Source organism: Marinobacter lipolyticus, assembly GCF_018424605.1.
Taxonomy (GTDB): domain Bacteria; phylum Pseudomonadota; class Gammaproteobacteria; order Pseudomonadales; family Oleiphilaceae; genus Marinobacter; species Marinobacter lipolyticus_B.
The window spans coordinates 191,893-211,811 of the sequence record NZ_QTKT01000004.1 but is presented as its reverse complement, the minus strand read 5'-3'; the positions used below and the strand labels follow the sequence as shown (position 1 = coordinate 211,811).

The window sequence follows — 19,919 nt, the reverse complement described above, 5'->3', positions numbered from 1 at the left end:
GCCGCTTACGCCGCTCTTGTCGAGAAGCGGTAACCGGCACCACGCACCGTCTGGATCAGATGGTCGTAGCCTTCCCCCAGGGCTTTTCGCAGTCGGCGAATGTGTACGTCTACGGTTCGTTCTTCTACGTAAACGTTGCCACCCCAGACCTGATCCAGCAGTTGCGATCGAGTATATACCCGTTCCTGGTGAGTCATGAAAAACTGCAGCAGTCGGTATTCGGTGGGGCCCATGCTGAGCGCGCCCTTGTCGGTGGTTACCCGGTGGCCGATGGGGTCGAGGGTGAGGCCGTCGACTTCGATCGGGGTGTCGACGCCCGGCGGTGTCGCGCGGCGTAGTACGGCTTTCAGGCGTGCCACCAGTTCCCGTGGTGAGAAGGGTTTGGTGATGTAGTCGTCGGCGCCGACTTCCAGCCCCTGGATCTTGTTGTCTTCCTCGACTTTGGCGGTGAGCATGATGATGGGTATGTCGGCGGTCGCTTCCTCTTTCTTGAGGCGGCGGGCCAGCTCTACGCCGCTGGTGCCGGGCAGCATCCAGTCCAGCAGGACGAGGTCGGGGTGTTTGTCGACAATCAGGGCATGCGCTTCGAGGGCGTCCGCTGCCTCCAGGTAGTCGTAATCCGCCATTTCCAGGGCCACGGCGATCATTTCGCGGATCGGGGCCTCGTCATCGACGATCAGGACAGTTTTTCCAGTCATGGGCATTAACCTGTATCAGACCTTGGTTTGTTGCTGCCTTATTACAACGCCGTAGTGTTACAAGTATATGACACAATTGTTTTGCCATCGGAGTATGTGCAGGAGGTAGCCGGGCCTTCCCAAACACGCCGTGAACCCGTCCCTGGGGGCTCCGCATTGCCATCCTTGGCAATGCAGGGTTTGGGAAGGCCCGGCTACCTCCGGCACGCGGACTCTGTGCGGGCCTTCCTCGTATTAGGGAATGAGGAGGTCGATAACCAGCCCGGTAAACACCGCAAACCCTGCCCAATTGTTATTCAGAAACGCTTTGAAACAGGCTTCACGCTCGCGGAATCGGGCCAGGTACTGCTGGTAGATGAACAGGCAGGCCATGGCAAGGACGCCGAGGTAATAGGCAACGCCCAGGTCTGCCTGGTTACCCACCATGATCAGGATCACCACCACCAGGGCCTGGAGGAAGCCGATGACGGCGAGGTCGGCGTCGCCGAGCAGGATGGCGGTGGATTTGATGCCGATTTTCAGGTCGTCGTCGCGGTCGACCATGGCGTAGAAGGTGTCATAGGCCACCGTCCACAGCACGTTGGCGGTGAACAGCAGCCAGGTCAGTTGGGTGAGGTCGTTGGCTTCGGCCGCCCACGCCATGGGGATGGCCCAGGAGAAGGCGGCGCCGAGGAACAGCTGGGGGAGGTGGGTGTAGCGTTTCATGAAGGGGTAGATGAACGCCAGGATCACGCCGCCGAAAGACAGGTACAGGGTCAACGGGTTGGTGAACAGCACCACCATGAGGAAGGACACCAGCGCCAGGCCAAGGAACAGGGCGATGGCTTCCCAGGCGGCGATGCGGCCGGAGGTGAGCGGTCGGTCCTTGGTGCGTTTGACGTGGCGGTCGACCTTGCGGTCGGCGAAGTCGTTGATGGCACAGCCGGCGGCGCGCATCAGGAAGACGCCGAGGGTGAAGATGACCAGGTTGCCGATGCCGGGAGCGCCGTCGGCGGCCAGCCACAGTGCCCAGTAGGTGGGCCAGAGCAGGAGCAGGCTGCCGATGGGGCGGTCCAGTCGCAACAGGCGGCCGTAATCGGCCAGGCGGGTCTGGAGGTGGTCGGGCATGGCGTTCTGCAGCATAGGGCTTGGTCCGGTTGGCGGTGTCTGGCGTGAATCCGTGCGGGGATTATAGCCAGTGGGTGCCGGTCGGTTAAAGGACGCTGTCAGTGACAGAAGCGGGGCAGGAAGTATTCCCCCACCAGCAGGGCCTTGTCGCCGTTATGAAAGCGCGAGCGGCGGGCAACCGGGGGTTGTGCCGGGTGGCGGGGCTGACAGATGCCGGTTTCGAAGTCGCCGCGCTGCCAGTTGGGGTTGCTGAACAGCCAGGCCCCCAGTGGCCGCCGCCCCAGATGCCGCAGGCGCCGGCCGGTGCCTTGAAGGGTTGCCAGCGGGATAATGGTGCGGGCCAGTACCCAGGGCTCGCCATCGCCGCACAGGTGTACTTCACGAATCCACGCCAGTTGGCGTTCGGGAAGGTTCAGGCTCAGTGCTTCTTCCCGGCTGGGCCTTGAGAAGCCTTCGCGAATCACGTCGACGTGGAAAGAGTGGGTGCAGCGCAGCTGCAGTTCCCGGGTCAGCGAGCCTTCGGCCTGCAGCCAGAAACGGGCGGGGCCGCGCACCGTGTTGTCACGCAATGCGGCGGCCGCCAGGGAGCGGTACCAGTCGGTAGGCGGAATCGCCAGCGCGACCTGCGGTTGCGGCAGGCGAGCACCGGTTTCCGGCGCGTTAAAGCCCTTTAACGGCATAAATACCGGGAGCGTTGCGCCAGTAGCCTTTGTAGTCCATGCCAAACCCGAACAGGAAGCGGTCTTCCACCGTCAGGCCGGTGAAGTCGGCTTTCAGATCCGGGCGGGCCTTGCGGTCGTGTTGTTTGTCCACCAGGACTGCGGTCAGCACTTCCCGGGCTCCGTGAGCCAGGCAGTAGTCGGCAATGGCGCACAGGGTGGTGCCTTCATCGAGAATGTCATCAACAATCAGGATGGTGCGGTCTTGCATGTCCGCTTCCGGGCGCAGTTTCCATTCCAGAATGCCGCCGGTGGTTTCCTGACGGTACCGGGTAGCGTGCAGGTACTCCGCCTGTACCGGAAACTTTAGCATCGGCAGCAGTTGGCCGGTCAGGATGAGCCCGCCGTTCATCACGCAGAACAGCAGGGGGTTGCTGTCCCGGAGGCGGTGGGTGATGTCGTCTGCGAGGGTGCGAATGGCAACCTGGACCTGCTGTTCATCAACCAGGCAATCGGCGTCATTCATTACCTGGTTCATCTCGGCGACGGTATCGGTCATAGCGGTCGGATCCTGTCGTAAAACCGGCGATTATACCGGAGGAGGGCGCCATAGGGGAGGGGCATGCCGGCGCTCTCGCCATGGGTAATTGTGGCTATTGGCAGAAATACCCCCGGCTGACCGTCCTGAGTGGCATTGGTCAATTCGGGAGGGGTGGGTATGATGGTGGCCCGATTTGAATTATATGCCGTCATTACCCGAAAAACTTGCGTGCAATATTGTTGGACAATTAATATTGCGCCGAACCATTTGCGGAGAGAGAGTATGAAGAAGTGGCAGTGTGTTGTGTGTGGCCTGATCTATGACGAAGCCGAGGGCTGGCCGGAAGACGGCATAGAGCCTGGCACCAAGTGGGAAGATGTGCCGGAAGACTGGGTTTGCCCCGACTGTGGTGTCGGCAAGGAAGACTTTGAAATGATCGAGATTGGCTGATTGCCGGCCATCCCCCTGAACAAGCACACACGGAGAACAGGAATGACAACAGAAGCACCCATCGTCATTGTCGGGACGGGGCTGTCGGGTTACTCGCTGGCGCGGGAGATCCGCAAGCAGGACAAAGACATTGCCATTGTCATGGTCACCGCTGACGACGGCTTCAGTTATTCCAAGCCGATGCTGTCCACCGGATTCACCAAAGGCAAGGGCGCGGAAGAGCTGGCTCAGGCCAGCGCCGATGCCATGACCGATCAGCTCAATCTGGAGTTGCGCACCTTCACCACCGTCACCGGGATTGATGCCGATGCCCACGAGCTGATCATTGGCGACGAGCGTCTGCGCTACAGCAAGCTGGTGCTGGCGTGGGGTGCGGATGTGATCCGTCTCAACATCGAAGGCGATGGCCAGGAGTTCGTGTATTCCATCAATGACCTGATGGACTATCGCGCGTTTCGCGAGGCGCTCGTGGGCAAAAAGCGTGTCGCGATCATGGGTGCCGGTCTGATCGGTTGCGAATTCGCCAACGACCTGCGCAACGGCGACGTTGAAGTGGATGTGATTGCGCCCTCGGACACCCTGATGCCCGGCCTGCTGCCCCGGCCGGCGGCGGAAGCGGTGAAGACGGAGTTGGCGGAACTGGGCGTGCGCTTCCACCTTGAGACGGTGGTTGATCGTATCGATCGTGACGGCGACGGTGTGCGCCTGACGCTGGCCAATGGCGAGACTCTGGCGGCGGATCTGGTGATCTCTGCCGTGGGCCTGCGGCCACGAACCGGGCTGGCCCACGCTGCGGGCATTGCCACCGACCGTGGCATCGTGGTCAATCGCGCGCTGGAAACCTCCGCGGCCGACGTGTTTGCACTGGGGGACTGCGCCGAGGTGGACGGCCATGTGTTGCTGTATGTGCTGCCGCTGATGGCCTGCGCCCGGGCCCTGGCGAGAACCCTGATCGGTGAGCGCACGGAAGTGGCTTATGGCACCATGCCGGTCATGATCAAGACGCCCTGTTGCCCGACGTCTGTCTGTCCACCGCCCTCGGATGCCGACGGTCAGTGGGAAGTGGAACAGGAAGGCAGCGATGTGCGGGCGCTGTTCAAGGCGCCGGATGGCACGGTTCTGGGATTTGCGGTGACCGGTCGCTTCGCGGTTGAGAAGCAGGCGTTGTCCAAAGAAGTGCCCCCCATCCACGACTGAAAGATTGCGAAAATGCCCGGCTTCGGGTAGAAATTCATTCGTGAGCTAACGAACTAACAGGAGCGGGCATGCTTGAAATAACCAGGAAGCTGGTGGATCTTCTGGATCTGTCGCCTATCGGAGACGACCATTTTCAGGGTGACAGCGAAGACCTGGGATTTCCCCATGTGTTTGGCGGCCAGGTGCTGGGTCAGGGCCTGATGGCCGCCAGCCGCACCGTGGAAGGCCGGCTGCCCCACTCCCTTCATGCCTATTTTCTGCGCCCCGGCAACCACAGCATGCCCATTGACTACGAAGTGCAGCGGGTGCGGGACGGTGGCAGTTTTTCCGTGCGCCGGGTGATTGCGCGTCAGGATGGCAAGGAGATCCTCACCGGTTCGGTATCGTTTCAGGTGGACGAGCAGGGTTTCGAGCATCAGCTGGAGATGCCCGCGGCCCCGGATCCGGACACGCTGAAATCGGAACAGGAATACGGCGAATTGCTGGCCCCTCATGTACCGGAGCATCTGCGGGATACCCTGACCCGCGAACGCCCGATCGAGATTCGCCCGGTTGATCCGGTCAATCCGTTCAAGCCGGAACCCCGCCCACCCCACAAGCAAAGCTGGTTCAAGACCCAGGGCCACCTGCCGGACGATCCGGTGCTGCACCGCTGCCTGCTGACCTATGCGTCGGACTTTTCGTTTCTCGGCACGTCCCTCAATCCCCACGGCGTGACTTTCATGAGCAAGGACATGCAGGTGGCCAGCCTCGACCACGCGATCTGGTTCCATCGGGACTTTCGCATGGATGAATGGCTTCTGTACGACAAGGACAGCCCCAGCGCTTCCGGAGGCCGCGGCTTCAACCGTGGCAACTTCTTCAATCAGCAAGGCGGCCTGGTGGCGTCCACCACCCAGGAAGCCCTGATCCGCAACCGCGCCCGCTAGGCAAAGCGCGCTCCGCTGCGGTGGGCAACGGCGGTGGGGTCATACGATCTTGCGGGTAACGCCGGCGCCGCTCTGGTTCGACAGCCAGGTCACCAGTTCATCGAAGGGCAGGGGCGGGGTCAGCAGGTAGCCCTGAATCATGTCGCAGCCCATGCCTTCCAGCAGCTCCGCCGTGTTGTCGTCCTCAACCCCCTCGGCCACCACCTTGTAACCGAGGGAATGACACATGTCGATGGTGGTCTGCACGATCACGCGGTCGCCGTGATGGGTCCCGATATCGGTGATCAGCGAGCGGTCGATCTTGATCTCGTTGGCCGGCAGCTGCTTGATATACGACAGCGACGAATAGCCAGAACCGAAGTCGTCGATGGAAAGGGGAATGCCGGCGGAATGCAGGGAATTCAGTGCCTTCAGTGAATTGGCGGGGTCCTGCATCATGGACGTTTCGGTGACTTCCAGGGTGATCGCGCCGCGGTGGTTGTGGTGACTGTTCATCAGCCGCTGCACGAACATGGGAAAATCCGGCTCCCGCAGGTTGTTCGGTGAGATGTTCACGGAAATATCCAGCGGCCAGCCCTGTTCCACCAGGCGGCTGCGGATCTCCAGGGACTGCTCCAGCACCCAGCGGGTCAGGGGCTTGATCAGGCCGGTCTGTTCGGCAATGCCGATCAGCACATCGGCGCGGATGGGGATTTTGCGCTGCGGCCAGCGAATCAGGGCCTCTACCCCGACGATGGTTCGCGTTGTCAGCGCCAGCTTGGGCTGCAGGTGCAGCTCAAGCTCACCGTTCTGCAGTGCCTTGCGCAACTCGGAAACCAGCGTCAGCCGGTCGGCGCTGTAGGAATCCCGGGTGGGCTGATAATAGGCCAGGCCACGGTCGCGGGCTTCGTCAGATCCCTGGGCGATGTGCGCGCGACGGATCAGCGAGTTGGTGTCCTGCGCATGCTCTGGGTATATCGCGGTACCGATCTGCGGGTCCAGTGGCAGTTGCATGCCCAGATAATCCACCGGCTCGCGCAGCTCCTCCAGCCCCTGCACAATGGCCCGCGGCGCCGCGCCGATCAGGCTGGCGTCCACCACAAAGCCAAAGGTGGCCGGCTCCAGGGACGCCAGGTACACCGAGCGCTGCTCGGTGGTCTCGATGGGCAGGATGCCGGGCAGTTCCCGCACAATGCTGTTGAAGCGCGCCGAGGCCAGCTCGATCAGCCGGTCGGTGTTGCGATGGCCGAGGGTCTTGGTAATCGCCTGCAGGTTGCTTAGATGGATCACCGCGATGGCATAGCGGCGGTCCGGCACCCGGGTGATCAGGTCGTTGATCATCATCTCGAAACTGGTGCGATTGGGCAGGCCGGTCAATGGATTGTGGAGGGCCTGATCCATAAATCGCAGTTCCGCTGAGCGCCGCGCGGCCATTGCCCGCAGTTCCGCCTCCCGCGCATGCAGTTTCTCTTCCCGCTCGTTATACAGTCGCTTGGCCAGGGCGATGGTCAGCAGGATGGCCTCCAGGCCAGAGCCCACCTGCATGCCGTAGCTAGTCAGCCAGTTGGTCGGCAGCAGGCCGTATTTGTTGGCGGCGGTCAGCATGGTGCCAATGATCAGCAAGGCCCAGGCGACGGTGTAGTAGCCGGCCTGGGGGTTGCGCTTGACCCACTGCACCGGGCCGATGACGGTCAGCACCAGAAATCCGGATAACGCCAGCGCCACCGAGGATTTGATCGAGGTGTTGAAGTCCAGCACGAAGGTGCCGAGCACCGCCGCCAGGCTGAGCCCGATAATGCCTTTGAGCAGCATGTCCGTGCGCGGCGCGCGGTCCCTCAGTCGCAGGAAGGAGCGGGCAAACAGCAGGGCAAACAGCAGGGCGACGGGCACCGCCATCAGCATGGTCTGGTTCTGCAGCCACGGGCTCTCGGGCCAGAACACCTGGTAGGTCACCCCGCGCAGGGCCGCCAGCAGGAACAGATAGCCGAACGTGGAGAGCACGTAGAACAGGTAGGTGGCTTCGCGCAGCGTCAGGAAGATGAACAGGTTGAAGAAGATGGTGGTGATCAGGATGCCGTAGTACAGGCTGTGCAGACGGTCTTCTGTGGTCAGCGCATCGAACAGGGCGTTCTGCTCCCACAGCCGGATCGGCACCTGGTGGGCGCCGTTGGTCTGCACCGACAACACGATTTCATAATCCACCCCCGGTTCCACGGTGTAGGGAATGAGAAAACTGGGGTGGTACAGCGGTCGTTCGGAGAAGGCAAGGTGATCCCCGGTGACCACTTTCTTGATGGGTGTGCCGTTGGCCAACAAATAGAACGACACGTCGTCCAGTTGCGGATAGCTGATTTCCAGCACCTGCTGACGCGGATGGTTGTCCAGAGGCAGGCGGTACCAGAAATTATCGGTGACATAGCCGAAGTTGGGGGTGTCTTCCGCCAGTGTTTGCCAGTCGGGGCGTTTCAGCAGGGCGGACAGATCTGCGTCAGCCGGCGCTTTCAGGAAGGCAATGGGCGGCTGTGGCAACCGGGATGACGCCGTTGAATCCGCGTGCCCGTAGGGGGCCATGGTGATCATTGCGCCCATCAGGGCGAAAAACAGAGCAATATGGCGCACGAAATACCGAACTTGTTATGTTTGTTTCCTGCAGTATGGCCCCGCGCCGGTTGCCGCTCAAGGCCGTAAACCGGATATTTGCAGAGCGTTACCCAGTCTGCGAACTCGGTTACAGAGCGGCGACCCACTGGCGAACCCAGGGCAGCGCTTCCTGCTCGGGATCGAGGGTTTCCAGGGCATCGATTTGCAGCGTGTCGCCGACCTTACGGGCGGCCGTTTCGTAGAGGGCCTCCTCCAGCAGTTCACCGGCACCGCAAAAGGTATCCCCGTAGGAGCTGTCGCCCAGCACAATCACGCCGAACGGCCGGCCCGGCTGCTGCGGCAACTGTTCCCGCAGCGACAGATAGAACGGCAGCAGGTTCGGTGGCACCTCCCCCTGGCCGGTGGTGGAGGTGCACACCAGCAGCGCATCGTTGTTGCCGGTAATATCATCTAGCACCGGGTTCTCCAGCACGGTCACTGAATGCCCTTCGTTCTCCAGCGCCTGCTTGATCGCCCGTGCCGTTAGCAGAGCACCTCCGTAAACGCTGCCCACCAGTATTCGCATCGCCGCCATATCAGCCCCTGTCGTTGTCCGTTCGGCGGCGAACCGCCACCGTTCGTTGAGGCGTCAGATCATAGCCGCTGGGCAGGCCCGTCTCAAGGCCGGGCGGGAGCGCTGCCGGCGCTGGTGTCCTCGAGGCTGCGCACGCGGGGCGCAATGCGGTTTCGGCCGCCTTCCTTGGCGTTATAAAGCTGAACGTCAGCCTGTTTCAGCAGTTCGTTGACCGAGCCGGCCTTGGCAATAGAGCAGACACCGGCGCTGATGGAAATCGGCAGCCGTTGATCGGCGAACACGAACTCCGTGCGGGCCACTTCGGCGCGCAGTCGTTCCGCCAGGGTGAGCGCCTGCAGCAGCGATGTGTCCGGCAGCAGGATCAGGAACTCCTCGCCACCCCAGCGGGCAGCGACGTCGGTCTGGCGGATCACTCCCTGCATTAGCACGGCAAAGGCTTTCAGTGCCTCATCGCCAGCATCATGGCCATAGCGGTCATTGATAACCTTGAACAGGTCGAGATCGATCAGAATGATGGAAAAATGATGCCCCGTCCGTTGGTGGCGTGAATACTCGACAATCAGCCGGGACTGCATGTCACGGCGGTTGGCCAGGCCGGTCAGGTCGTCGGTACGGGCCGCCTGTTCGTGGCTGCGAGCCATCGCCATCAGCTCGCTGCGGGCCTTCAGCCGGCCGGCTTCCAGCACGAAGCAGAACAGCGACTCGAAGGTCAGGGTGGCGAAGAAGCGGATCTTGAAATCCGTGGAGTATTCAGTGCTGACCAGTGGCAGGTTCGGATGCTGGAAGACCACCACCACAATCAGGTAGCAGAAAAGCAGTATCGCGGTTCCGGTTTTCAGGTCGGTGAGGTAGAAGAGCAAGGGCGGAAACACGTAGAACCACAGCGGCCCGGTGTTGCTTTCACCGCCCGAGGCCATGAGATAGGCGAACAGTAGGCCCACCACGAGAATCATCCCGCTTTTCTGCACGGCCTGATTGCCGGTGCGGGCGAACCAGGCCATGTTGGCCAGCATCGGCACCGAGAAGGCCCAGAGCACCCAGGCGTGGGTGTGATGGTCGGCATACCAGGCCTTGGCGCCCAGCCCGATGAGGGCCAGGATGGCCATCAGCGACAGCCAGGTTAGGAGCCGCGCAGTGCGGGCATCTTCAGTGTCCATCGAGGCTCGGGGGACGGGGCGGTTCAGTTCGGTCATGCAGGCCCTGGTTGCTATTCTTGTATTTTTGACGCTCTTTATGGCGATTATGCGGGACTATAACCGGTGTTTGCACGGGTTTCCGCGATCTTGATCAACTGGCGGGAATATTGGTCAATTGTTTCAATTTTGTGGCAAAAAAATTATAGTTGCCGCGCAGTGTAGACTACCCCAGGGAAGGCGCAATACGTTGCAACACATTCAGCATCGATGAGACCTGATCTGTTATGGCCCCGAAAAGCGGATTTCTTGACACTCTCCTGACCAGTCCCTCCACCGAACGTTACCGCGTTGGCTTCAGCTTTCTGTTCCTGCTGGGCATCTGGCTGGTGGTCGGCCAGCTCAGCAGTGGCATGCCCAACAGCATGCTGTTGATGGCCGCCGCGGTGATCGGCGGTTACATGGCGATCAACATTGGTGCCAACGACGTCGCCAACAACGTCGGCCCGGCCGTCGGGTCCGGGGCACTGTCGCTGGGCGGTGCGGTGCTGATCGCCGCCGTGTTCGAGGCCGGCGGGGCCATTATTGCCGGGGGCGATGTGGTCTCCACCATCAAAGGCGGCATCATTGCAGCGGATCGCCTGGACGACGTCAACGCGTTCGTGTGGCTGATGACCGCTGCGCTGCTGGCCGGGGCTCTGTGGCTCAACCTGGCCACCTGGATGGGGGCGCCGGTGTCCACTACCCACTCCATCGTCGGGGGTGTACTGGGGGCGGGCATTGCCGCCGGTGGCTGGGGCATCGCCGACTGGGGCGTGATGGCCAAGATTGTCGCCAGTTGGGTGATTTCGCCGGTGATGGGCGGCGTGCTGGCCGCGCTCTTCCTCTACGCCATCAAGAAAACCGTGCTCTATCGCCAGAACCTGATACCGGCCGCACGCACCTTCGTGCCCTGGCTGGTGGCCATCATGGCGTGGGCGTTCGGCACCTATCTGATGGTCAAGGGCGTCAAGAAAATCATCGAAGTGGACTTCCTGGGCGCCTCGTTGGTGGGACTGGCCGTTGCGGCGGTGGTATTCGTGGTCATGCGCATTTCCGTAGGGCGTCGCGCGGCCACCATGGAAAACAGCGCCGCCGGAGTAAACACGCTGTTTACCTGGCCGCTGATCTTCGCTGCCGCGCTGCTGAGCTTCGCCCACGGCGCCAACGATGTGGCCAACGCCATTGGTCCGCTGGCCGCCATTAACGATGCCCTTTCCGCTGGCGCGGTGGTGACCGCGGCCGCTATTCCGCTGTGGGTCATGCTGGTGGGTGCCCTGGGCCTGGCGGTGGGTCTGATGCTGTTTGGTCCCCGCCTGATCAAGACTGTCGGCAGCGAAATCACCGAGCTGGATAAAACCCGGGCCTTCTGTATCGCGCTGTCGGCCGCGCTGACGGTGATCATTGCTTCCCAATTGGGCCTGCCGGTCAGCTCTACCCACATTGCGATCGGCGGTGTGTTCGGCGTTGGCTTCCTGCGGGAGTATCTGAAATCCAACTACGCCACCCAGCTCCACAAGATCATGGAGCACCACGACCCGGCCGAGCAGGAGCGCCTGCGCCCATTCCTCGACGATTTCCGCAACGCGTCCGTGGAAGAAATGGAAAATCTGCTCAAGCAGGCGAAAAAGAAGAAGCAGCAGGTGCCCTTGTCAAAGAGCGAGCGCAAGCGTCTGAAGAAGATCTACCGCGAAGAAATGGTCAAACGCTCTCACCTGACCCGCATCGTGGCGGCGTGGATCATCACGGTGCCTGCCTCCGCGCTGATGGCGGCGACGCTGTTCTTCACCCTGCGTGGTCTGTTGATGTAACGCCGGTCGTTGCCCCGTTCGCTGGCGGACCGGGCAGCATCATCCCGGGCTGGTTGCAGCCCGCTGAATTCGCCATACTATCCTGATGTGAAGGGGTGTGCCCTGAACGTCCAATGACCCGGGAGTAAGTGATGAGTTCGTCTGCCGAAAGCCGTCAGGCCCGCATGATTGATGAGCTGCGCGTGTTCATCAAGAAGGTATTGAGTGATCCGACCATCGCGGTCAAATCCGTGGAAATCGCCCGCAAGCACCGCAATGAGCACAACGCCAATGAGGTGATTGCCCGCGAGATCAGCGCCAACACCACGATCCGTATCCCGGAGAACTGGAGTGAGGCGGATCACATGTTTCTGGATATCCTGCACGAAGTGCTGGATGACGAAGAGGCTTTGTATTAAGTCTTGATGGAGCCGGGGACCGCAAGGGGCGGGAACAGGCTCCCAAAACACGCTGTGAATACGTCCCTGTACGCTCGGCTCCGCCATCCATGGCTCCGCACGGTTTTGGGAGCCTGTTCCCGCCCCTTGCTCACTGCAAAGTCCGCAAATCTCAGGCCTGACGCACGCCAAGTTGATGCTGCTTCAGTACGGCATCGGCCATCTGGTGCAGAATCGAAATCTCGTCCTGAACCCCTTCCTCGGTCATCGCCAGCTCCCGCTGTTCCGCGAGAATATCCTCCAGGATCTCCCGTGTGGTTAACGGGTTAGCTAACACCACTCGAAACACGATGCAGGGGAAGTGGAAATAACGGGCCGGTTCCAGCCGGGTCCGCGAGACGAATGCCTTACCGCGCTCCCGTTGGGTTTTCTGGATGAACTTGGTGATGCGGTTGAGGCAGGCGTTCAGTTTTTCCGCCTGCAGTTCATTGGCCAGTGCCAGCGCCTGCTGCACTTCCGGCGGGCAGTAACGGTAGGTCAGAATGTTCAGTTCTGGTTTGGTCACCAACTCGAAATCCGGATGGGCATTGATCAGGTCGGCGAAGGTCTGGGCCTTGTCGATGCCCTGGTCGATCAGGATCTCGTAGCCTTCCCGTGCCAGGATTTTCAGGCCCGAGTGGATCAGCATGGACATGCCCGGGCGTGAGCCTTCCAGGGTGGTGCTGCCCAGATCCCGCGAGCCCTTACGGATGATGTACTGGGCATGGTGCTCCACGGCGCTGGCAAGGCTGGGGTCGCGAAACACTACCAGACCCACGCCCATGGGCACGTACAGCTGTTTATGGGCGTCGAAGGTGACCGAGTCCGCCTGTTCGATGCCCCGCAACAGGCCGCGGTGGGCGCGGGAGAACAGTGTCGGCCCGCCCCAGGCGGCGTCAACATGGAAATGGGCGCCGAATTCCCGGGCGATGTCGGCCATGGCGTCCAGGGGGTCGACGTTGCCGGTTTCGGTGGTGCCGGCAATGCCGCAGATGGCCATCACTTTGATCTTCTGTTTCTGCAGTTCCAGGCACTTGTCGCGCAGGGCGTCGGTGTTGATGCGGTTGTCGTCGTCGGTATCCACCGGCACCAGGAATTCCCGCCCCAGGCCGAGCACGTCAGCGGCCTTGCGCAGGGAATAGTGCCCGCGGCGGGAGACCAGAATCGCCGCGCCCTCGTGGCCGTAGTAACGCAGGGCCCGGAACAGGCCTTCCTGGTGGATGCCGCGGAAGCTGCCTTCGGCGGGGAAGGCGCGGTTGCGGGCAACCCACAGCGCGGTCAGGTTGGCGACGGTGCCACCGGAGCACATGGCACCCAGGGCATAGCGTGGATCGTGCATCCATTTGCGGTAGAAGGCGCCATCCTGGTTGTACACCAGGCGGTGGATCATCCCCAGTACCTGGCGCTCCATGGGCGTGAAGGCCTTGGAGGTTTCGGTCTTCACCAGGTTCTGGTTGAGGGCGATCATGATTTTCGACAGCGGCAGCATGAAATACGGCAGCGCCGAGGTCATGTGGCCGATAAAGCTGGGGGATGCCGTATGCACGGAGTTGGCCACCAGCTTGTCGAGCAGGAACTGGGCCTGCTCGGAGACAAACACGGGCTTTTCGGGAATGGCGTAGTCGGAAAAGTCTTTTTCGACTTCCGACAGGTCCCGCTCTACCGCGACGATGTGCTCCTGCAGGAAGCCTGCAAGATTGCGGGAGATGTTCTGGTCAATCCGGCTCAGGGTTGATTCTGGTGCTTCTGGCACCGTAAATACCCGATACATGGCCTCTACTGAGGCCTGGGCGGATTTTTTCTTTCCGGTCATAGGCGACACACGCTTTTACTCGGTGGTCATCCGCCTGGCCGGTTCCGGATGCCTGGCGGATACAGCCGGACAACTACATCCGACGGTGAAGAATTCGTCCAGCCCGATGTCCACCCGGGCGTTCGGGCCTCCTTTCTGGCCCGGGAGCTGGCCTGTTGGCCACCCTCTTGTGTGGAGGTTGCGTAGTATACGACCTGCTGCGTGGTTAGGCCACAGGCCGCCCGCGGTGCTCAGAGGATCTCCCGGTGTACATCCAGTATGGCAGCATCCACTCGCTCCTGAATGGCTTTTTCCACCTGGTCGAGTCGCTGGGTGATCTGCTGCGCCGAGCTGCCGAGAGCGGCGATGGTCCAAGTGGCGCAGTCGAGCGCGTCAAGGTCGGCGGTTTCGGCGACCGCCAGGTCGGATTCGCGGCCCCAGACGGCTTTCAGGGTGGTGAAGACTTTGCGTTTGGCCTTGAGATCCTCGCAGCCGTAAAGCTGGAAGTGCAGGGTGAGTACGCCCACGTGGGGGGTGATCACCGGCGATGGGCCCGCCTGGTTGAGTAGCTTTCTGAGTGCTTCTGACATGTTTGGTTCGGCTTCGGTGCTGGAACCGACGGGGGATGGCTTTCCAAAACACGCTCCTTCGGCCCATCCATGGGGCGCTTGGGCTCCGCCATCCATGGCTCCGCACAGTTTTGGAAAGCCATCCCCCGCCGGTTCGCGAACGATTCAGTTGTAGTCCGCAAAGTCGAGTGCCTCGGCAATGCGGCGAACATTACCGTCAGCCTACTACAGGCGTTGCCCGTTTGATAATGGCCGCGGCGTCGGTGCCGGAGGGTAAGTTGCCATAGTTGAGGCCGCCGCCGGACTGCAGGCGGGACGCGCAGAAGGCGTCGGCCACGGCAGCGTCAGAGCCGCGCAGCAGCAGGCTGGCCTGCATGGCCAGGGCCAGGCGGTCGACCAGGTTGCGGGCGCGGTACTGGAAATCACTGATGTCGGCGAAGTCGTTCTGCAGTTGCGCCACGAATCGGTCGAAGCGGGCGTCGGTGCCGCGGGCTTCGGCCACTTCGCGGAAGAAGGCGTCGAGGGTCTCCGGTTCTTTCTGGATGGCGCGCAGTGTGTCGAGGCACTGGACGTTACCGCTGCCTTCCCAGATCGCGTTGACCGGGGATTCGCGGAACAGGCGCGGCATGATGCAGTCTTCCATCACGCCGCTGCCGCCGATGCACTCCATGGCCTCGTAGGCGTGGTTGGGGGCGCGCTTGCAGATCCAGTATTTGCCCACCGGAGTGGCCAGACGGGCCAGCAGGCGTTCGTGTTCCAGGTGCTGGTTGTCCAGGGCACGGGCGATGCGCAGGGTGTAGGCCAGCGCGGCTTCGCTTTCCAGGGCCAGGTCGGCCAGCACGTTCTGCATCAGCGGCTGTTCGCTGAGGCGGTGGCCGAAGGCGCTGCGGTGGCGGCAGTGGTGGGTGGCCTGGGCCACGGCCTGGCGCATGCCGGCGGAGCTGCCGATCATGCAGTCGAAGCGGGTCATGGCCACCATTTCGATGATGGTGGGAACGCCGCGGCCTTCCTCGCCCGCCATCCAGGCCAGGGCGCCGCGCAGTTCGGCTTCGCTGGAGGCGTTGGCGACGTTGCCCATCTTGTTTTTCAGGCGCTGGATCTGCCAGGGATTCTTGCTGCCGTCCGGGCGCCAGCGCGGCATCAGGAAGCAGGACAGGCCATTGGTGGTCTGGGCCAGCACCAGGAAGGCATCGCACATGGGCGCGGACACGAACCATTTGTGGCCGACCAGTTCATAGGGCTGGCCGGGGCCTTCGGCGCCCACCGGGTAGGCTCGCGTGCTATTGGCGCGCACGTCGCTGCCGCCCTGTTTTTCGGTCATCGCCATGCCGATGGTGACCGAGGTTTTCTGGCCATCAGGCAGGTTACGGGGGTCGTATTCATTGGCGAGGATGCGGTCTTCCCACAGGGCCGCCAGCTCCGGCTGTTTGCGGATGGACGGGATGGCGGCGAACGTCATGGTGATGGGGCAGCAATGGGCCGCTTCCACCTGGGAGTGCATGTAGTATTTTGCCGCACGGTTGACCTGGGCGCCCGCCCCGGGATTGGTCCAGGGGCTGCTGTGCAGGCCGTGCTCTATGGCGATGGTCATCAGCTGATGATAGGCGGGATGAAAGTCCACCTGGTCGATGCGATGTCCGAAGCGGTCGTGGGTGCTGAAGACCGGTTTGTTTTCGTTGGCGCGGAAGCCCAGCTCGATGGTTTCGCGCGCGCCCGCCAGAGCGCCGAAAGCGCTGAGCCCTTTCGTGGCCGCTTCGCCGCCTTCCCGCGTCACCGCCTCCTTCAAAGCGTGGTCCTGGTCGTACAGGTTGTAGTCTTCCAGTGCCGGCGGCTGGTTGGTCACCTCGTGGGTGACCGCCAGGTACGGGTCCGCTCCCCGGGTGTTGTTGTTGGATACCTCTGCCGAGGCGGAAGGGGGCGCGGGCTGACGGGCGTTCATGTTACCTCCTGGTGCCGGTCAACCCCTGCATGCAAAAGCGTATGATGGAGTCGACCAGCGGATCATTGTTGTGGTGTTTCGCTTCCGGTTGGCTACCCGCCTGCGCTGGCGACAGCGGCCCAACCAGGCTCTCCGCAATGGCGCCGACCAAGCAGGTACTGCTCTGGCGGGCGTCCTGTTGCGGGATACAGCTTTCTTCCATGCCTTCACTGATGGCGGTTTCAAACAGCCGCGCGTAGGCCTTTCGGTACGCCAGTCGTTCCTCTTCCACCTTCGGGTCCGCCGGTTCGGCAATCAGTGACCAGGCCATGACCGGTCCCCGCAACGCCCGTTCCGCGAACTGGCGCAGGGCGGCTTCCAGCCGCACAGTGGCGTCACCTTCGGTGGCCAGCGCCTCGGCAACTTTGTCCACCTCGCGCTGGGTGGCGAGCCGGAAGATCTCCGCGAACAGGTCTTCTTTCGACTCGAAATGGCGGTAAATCGTTCCTGTCGCGAGGCCGGCAAGCGCTGCAATGGTGGTCACCCTGGCGCTGCGAAACCCGCTCTGGGCAACGCACTGATAGGCGCAGGTAAGAATACGCTGGCGGGCTTCCGCCTTCCGCTTGCGCATCTTCTCCGTTTCCCGGTAGGCCATGTTGGCTCCTTTGAAGTAGTGAATCACTATTCATTTCTTGTGTCAACCAGAGGGTGGCTGGCTGTATGGCGATTTTATACTTTAAAGTCAGTATCTTATTTTCGATTACAAAAAGTTACAAAAAAGTATTCTGGCTGAAATAGCGTTGTCCGAAAAAGCGGATTATAAAGACGCCAAGGCAACCCGGATGACCCGATGTTGTCGATGCAGAGCGGCCCGCCCGTGCCGGGCTCGGCGCGCTCGACATGTTGTTTTCGTTGATGGAGATTGAGGCCGTGAGTGAATTCGACGAAAGCAATCTGGAGCAATCCGGAAGCTGGAGCAACGACAGTGAAGATAACCACTCCGTTGCAGGCCGTGCCCGGGTTCGCGCACAGTTGCAGGCAGACATCGAAGCGTTTCTCAGCCAGGGTGGAACCATCCAGGAAGTGAATACGGCGTTTCGCGCCGACCCCTCCCGCAAGGTTGAGGTTGGTTTCAACAACCGATCCCACTGATCTGTCTGGCCTGCCCCGGAGCGGGGCAGGCCTGTTTTTGAACGCTGTCTCAGCGGGCCTTGAGCCATTGGTCTATTCTGCTTCCTTCCATTGCCAGTTTTTGATGGCAAGCCGCTTTGCAATCCCAACAAGAATCCTCAGATTATGAACATCTTATTGAAGCTCGCAACGGGTGTGCTGGTGATCATAGCAGTACTGGCCGGCGTTTGGCTGGTAAACCACGGCTCCGAATCACCGCCGTCTGCGGCGGATGAGGCGATGCAGGAAGAGGCACGAGCAGCGGCCGTGGCGACTACCGGGCGTCCCTCACAATGGGTGGGGCGTGGTGCGGAGGCGGAGGTTGCCGACACGCTGCCGGCGTCGCTGCAGGGCACCGCGATTCCCACAGGGTGGGATCGGGTCGATACCACGGGCAGCCTGATACCTACCCCGCACCTGCGCCAACTGTTTGAATATTACCTTTCGGCGCTGGGAGAGGAACCGCTGCCGACCCTGGTGGCGCGGATCGAACAGCAGCTGCAGCAGCTGCCGGAGCCGGCCCGCTCCGAGGCCCTGGGGATTCTTGGCAACTACCTGGATTACAAGCTGGCACTGGGCGACCTGGAAGCGTCGTACGGCGATACCGGGGCCCTCGGGCCGGAGGAAATGCAGCGTCGGATGGAAGAGATCCGCGCCCTGCGCCGGACCTGGCTGGATGCCGACACCGCCGAGGCGTTTTTCGCCAGTGAGGAAGCCATCGACCGCTTCCAGATCAGTCAACGGCGCATTGCCGCAGATCCGACGTTGAGCGATGACCAACGGGCCCAGGCGCTGGCCCGCGCCGAGCAGGCATTGCCTGAGCCGCTGCGGCGCGCACGCGCGGATACCCGCCAATTCGTGGACTATCAGCAGGCGAAGCAAGAGTTGGCGGACGACCCCCAGGCGCTGGCGGCCTGGCGCGAGGCCCGATTCGGCACTGAGGCTGCCCAGCGGCTGGCCGCGGTGGATGCCCGCCAGCGTGACTGGGAGCGGCGCTGGCAAGCCTATCGCGAAGCCCGCAGCGAGCTGGAAGGCGCCGGCCTGGCCGGACCCGAACGGGCAGCGGCGATCGAGGATCTGCGGGAGCGCCATTTTACCGGGTCGGAACGGGTGCGGGCCGAAGCGCTGGATTCCCTGCGGTAATCTGCTTGTCACATGGCGATGCCAGGCTATGTGGCGATCGATGGGGCCTTTGGCGCCGGCTGCGTGCCCACCACGCGCGCGGGAGTGTATGATGGGCATTGATTCTTTCTCGCCCCAGGAGGTGTTTCGTGCGTTCAGCCACCAGTCGTGCTTTCCCTGCCACCCGCCTGCGCCGTAACCGCGCCAGTGATTTTTCCCGGCGTCTGGTGCGCGAGCATCAGCTTGGTCCGGATAATCTCATCTATCCGGTGTTTGTGCTGGAAGGGCAGGGGCAACGCGAAGCGGTGCCGTCGATGCCGGGCGTGGACCGGCTGAGCATTGATCTGCTGGTCGAACAGGCGGCGGAATTGGTGGAGCTGGGCATTCCGGCGGTAGCGCTGTTTCCGGTGGTGCCAGCCGAAGACAAGAACCTGTCCGGCTCCGGCGCCTGGAATTCCGACGGGCTGGCGCAGCGTGCCGTGCGGGCGCTGAAAAAAGCCTTTCCGGAGCTCGGGGTGATCACTGATGTGGCGCTGGACCCGTTCACCACCCACGGTCAGGACGGCATTATCGACAACGACGGCTACGTGCTGAACGATGTCACGGTTGAAGCGCTGATCAATCAGGCGCTGTCCCACGCCGATGCCGGCGCCGATGTTGTAGCGCCGTCCGACATGATGGACGGTCGGGTCGGTGCCATCCGCGATGCACTGGAAGCCGCCGGCTATGTGAACACTCGCATTCTGGCCTATTCTGCCAAGTATGCGTCGAGCTATTACGGCCCCTTCCGCGACGCGGTCGGCTCCGCCGGCAACCTCGGCAAGGGCAACAAGGCGACCTATCAGATGGACCCGGCCAACAGCGATGAAGCGGTCCATGAAGTGGCTGTGGATCTGGCGGAAGGCGCCGATATGGTGATGATCAAGCCCGGCATGCCGTATCTGGACATTGTCTATCGAATCAAGCACGAGTTGCAGGTGCCCACCTTCGTTTACCAGGTCAGCGGCGAATACGCCATGCACATGGCCGCTGCTGAGAAAGGTTGGCTCGACGGTGACGCGGTGATGATGGAGAGCCTGATGGCCATGCGCCGCGCCGGCGCCGATGCCATCCTGACCTATTTCGCGGTGAGGGCGGCGAGATTGATGCGCGCTCGCGCCGGTGGCCGCCAGAACACGAACAATCCGTAACCGGACCAAGGTCCACAGCGCCGG

19 protein-coding genes are annotated in these 19,919 nt (G+C 62.1%); 8 read left to right on the top strand and 11 right to left on the bottom strand.

Annotation, left to right across the window (positions count from 1 at the left end):
- Positions 1 to 5: 5 nt before the first annotated feature.
- The 4 genes from phoB to DYI22_RS07875 form a co-directional block, all read right to left on the bottom strand.
- A complete protein-coding gene (gene phoB / locus DYI22_RS07890; RefSeq protein WP_213477505.1) occupies positions 6 to 698 on the bottom strand; it encodes a phosphate regulon transcriptional regulator PhoB in 693 nt (230 codons plus the stop codon).
- Positions 699 to 932: 234 nt separating this feature from the next.
- Positions 933 to 1,820 (bottom strand): 4-hydroxybenzoate octaprenyltransferase, encoded by an 888-nt coding sequence (ubiA, locus tag DYI22_RS07885; RefSeq protein WP_213477504.1) that lies wholly within the window; start codon positions 1,818 to 1,820, stop codon positions 933 to 935.
- A gap of 83 nt (positions 1,821 to 1,903) precedes the next feature.
- Complete coding sequence (locus DYI22_RS07880) at positions 1,904 to 2,485, bottom strand: chorismate--pyruvate lyase family protein (RefSeq protein WP_213477503.1); 582 nt, start codon at positions 2,483 to 2,485, stop codon at positions 1,904 to 1,906.
- The gene (locus DYI22_RS07875) at positions 2,466 to 3,023 is read right to left on the bottom strand and encodes a hypoxanthine-guanine phosphoribosyltransferase (RefSeq protein WP_213477502.1); all 558 of its coding nucleotides are present in this window, start codon (positions 3,021 to 3,023) and stop codon (positions 2,466 to 2,468) included. Before DYI22_RS07875 ends, DYI22_RS07880 begins: the two co-directional genes overlap by 20 nt.
- Before the next feature lie 264 nt (positions 3,024 to 3,287).
- Here DYI22_RS07875 and DYI22_RS07870 point away from each other — a divergent pair, with 264 nt between their 5' ends.
- The 3 genes from DYI22_RS07870 (at position 3,288) to DYI22_RS07860 (ending at position 5,581) form a co-directional block, all read left to right on the top strand.
- Positions 3,288 to 3,455, top strand: coding sequence for a rubredoxin (locus DYI22_RS07870; RefSeq protein WP_008173532.1), 168 nt, complete (start codon positions 3,288 to 3,290; stop codon positions 3,453 to 3,455).
- A 42-nt stretch (positions 3,456 to 3,497) separates the two neighbouring features.
- Positions 3,498 to 4,652: an NAD(P)/FAD-dependent oxidoreductase gene (locus tag DYI22_RS07865; protein WP_213477501.1), complete on the top strand. Its 1,155-nt coding sequence runs from the start codon at positions 3,498 to 3,500 to the stop codon at positions 4,650 to 4,652.
- Between the two features lie 68 nt (positions 4,653 to 4,720).
- Entirely contained in the window at positions 4,721 to 5,581 is an 861-nt protein-coding gene (locus tag DYI22_RS07860; protein WP_213477500.1) for an acyl-CoA thioesterase, read from the top strand.
- Between the two features lie 39 nt (positions 5,582 to 5,620).
- On the opposite strand, the gene DYI22_RS07855 is transcribed toward DYI22_RS07860, so the two are convergent.
- The 3 genes from DYI22_RS07855 to DYI22_RS07845 form a co-directional block, all read right to left on the bottom strand.
- Positions 5,621 to 8,179, bottom strand: a complete 2,559-nt coding sequence (locus tag DYI22_RS07855; RefSeq protein ID WP_323132892.1) for an EAL domain-containing protein — start codon at positions 8,177 to 8,179, stop codon at positions 5,621 to 5,623.
- 109 nt (positions 8,180 to 8,288) lie between these two features.
- The gene (locus DYI22_RS07850) at positions 8,289 to 8,735 is read right to left on the bottom strand and encodes a flavodoxin (protein WP_213477499.1); all 447 of its coding nucleotides are present in this window, start codon (positions 8,733 to 8,735) and stop codon (positions 8,289 to 8,291) included.
- Positions 8,736 to 8,818: 83 nt separating this feature from the next.
- The gene (locus DYI22_RS07845; RefSeq protein ID WP_228300888.1) at positions 8,819 to 9,892 is read right to left on the bottom strand and encodes a GGDEF domain-containing protein; all 1,074 of its coding nucleotides are present in this window, start codon (positions 9,890 to 9,892) and stop codon (positions 8,819 to 8,821) included.
- Between the two features lie 263 nt (positions 9,893 to 10,155).
- On the opposite strand from DYI22_RS07845, the gene DYI22_RS07840 reads away from it, so the two are divergent.
- Both DYI22_RS07840 and DYI22_RS07835 read left to right on the top strand, forming a co-directional pair.
- Positions 10,156 to 11,718: an inorganic phosphate transporter gene (locus DYI22_RS07840; protein ID WP_213477497.1), complete on the top strand. Its 1,563-nt coding sequence runs from the start codon at positions 10,156 to 10,158 to the stop codon at positions 11,716 to 11,718.
- A gap of 131 nt (positions 11,719 to 11,849) precedes the next feature.
- Positions 11,850 to 12,116: a hypothetical protein gene (locus DYI22_RS07835; RefSeq protein WP_213477496.1), complete on the top strand. Its 267-nt coding sequence runs from the start codon at positions 11,850 to 11,852 to the stop codon at positions 12,114 to 12,116.
- A gap of 151 nt (positions 12,117 to 12,267) precedes the next feature.
- Here DYI22_RS07835 and panP read toward each other — a convergent pair whose 3' ends face one another.
- From panP to DYI22_RS07815, 4 genes are all read right to left on the bottom strand, one after another.
- Entirely contained in the window at positions 12,268 to 13,947 is a 1,680-nt protein-coding gene (gene panP / locus DYI22_RS07830; protein ID WP_213477495.1) for a pyridoxal-dependent aspartate 1-decarboxylase PanP, read from the bottom strand.
- Between the two features lie 230 nt (positions 13,948 to 14,177).
- Positions 14,178 to 14,516 (bottom strand): DUF503 domain-containing protein, encoded by a 339-nt coding sequence (locus DYI22_RS07825; RefSeq protein ID WP_213477494.1) that lies wholly within the window; start codon positions 14,514 to 14,516, stop codon positions 14,178 to 14,180.
- Between the two features lie 196 nt (positions 14,517 to 14,712).
- Positions 14,713 to 16,434, bottom strand: coding sequence for an acyl-CoA dehydrogenase family protein (locus DYI22_RS07820; protein ID WP_213477493.1), 1,722 nt, complete (start codon positions 16,432 to 16,434; stop codon positions 14,713 to 14,715).
- A gap of 1 nt (position 16,435) precedes the next feature.
- Positions 16,436 to 17,068, bottom strand: a complete 633-nt coding sequence (locus tag DYI22_RS07815) for a TetR/AcrR family transcriptional regulator (RefSeq protein ID WP_213477492.1) — start codon at positions 17,066 to 17,068, stop codon at positions 16,436 to 16,438.
- Between the two features lie 275 nt (positions 17,069 to 17,343).
- On the opposite strand from DYI22_RS07815, the gene DYI22_RS07810 reads away from it, so the two are divergent.
- The 3 genes from DYI22_RS07810 (at position 17,344) to hemB (ending at position 19,895) form a co-directional block, all read left to right on the top strand.
- The gene (locus tag DYI22_RS07810) at positions 17,344 to 17,565 is read left to right on the top strand and encodes a hypothetical protein (RefSeq protein ID WP_213477491.1); all 222 of its coding nucleotides are present in this window, start codon (positions 17,344 to 17,346) and stop codon (positions 17,563 to 17,565) included.
- A 144-nt stretch (positions 17,566 to 17,709) separates the two neighbouring features.
- A complete protein-coding gene (locus DYI22_RS07805) occupies positions 17,710 to 18,726 on the top strand; it encodes a lipase secretion chaperone (protein ID WP_213477490.1) in 1,017 nt (338 codons plus the stop codon).
- 128 nt (positions 18,727 to 18,854) lie between these two features.
- Entirely contained in the window at positions 18,855 to 19,895 is a 1,041-nt protein-coding gene (gene hemB, locus DYI22_RS07800) for a porphobilinogen synthase (RefSeq protein WP_213477489.1), read from the top strand.
- The last annotated feature ends 24 nt before the right edge of the window (positions 19,896 to 19,919 follow it).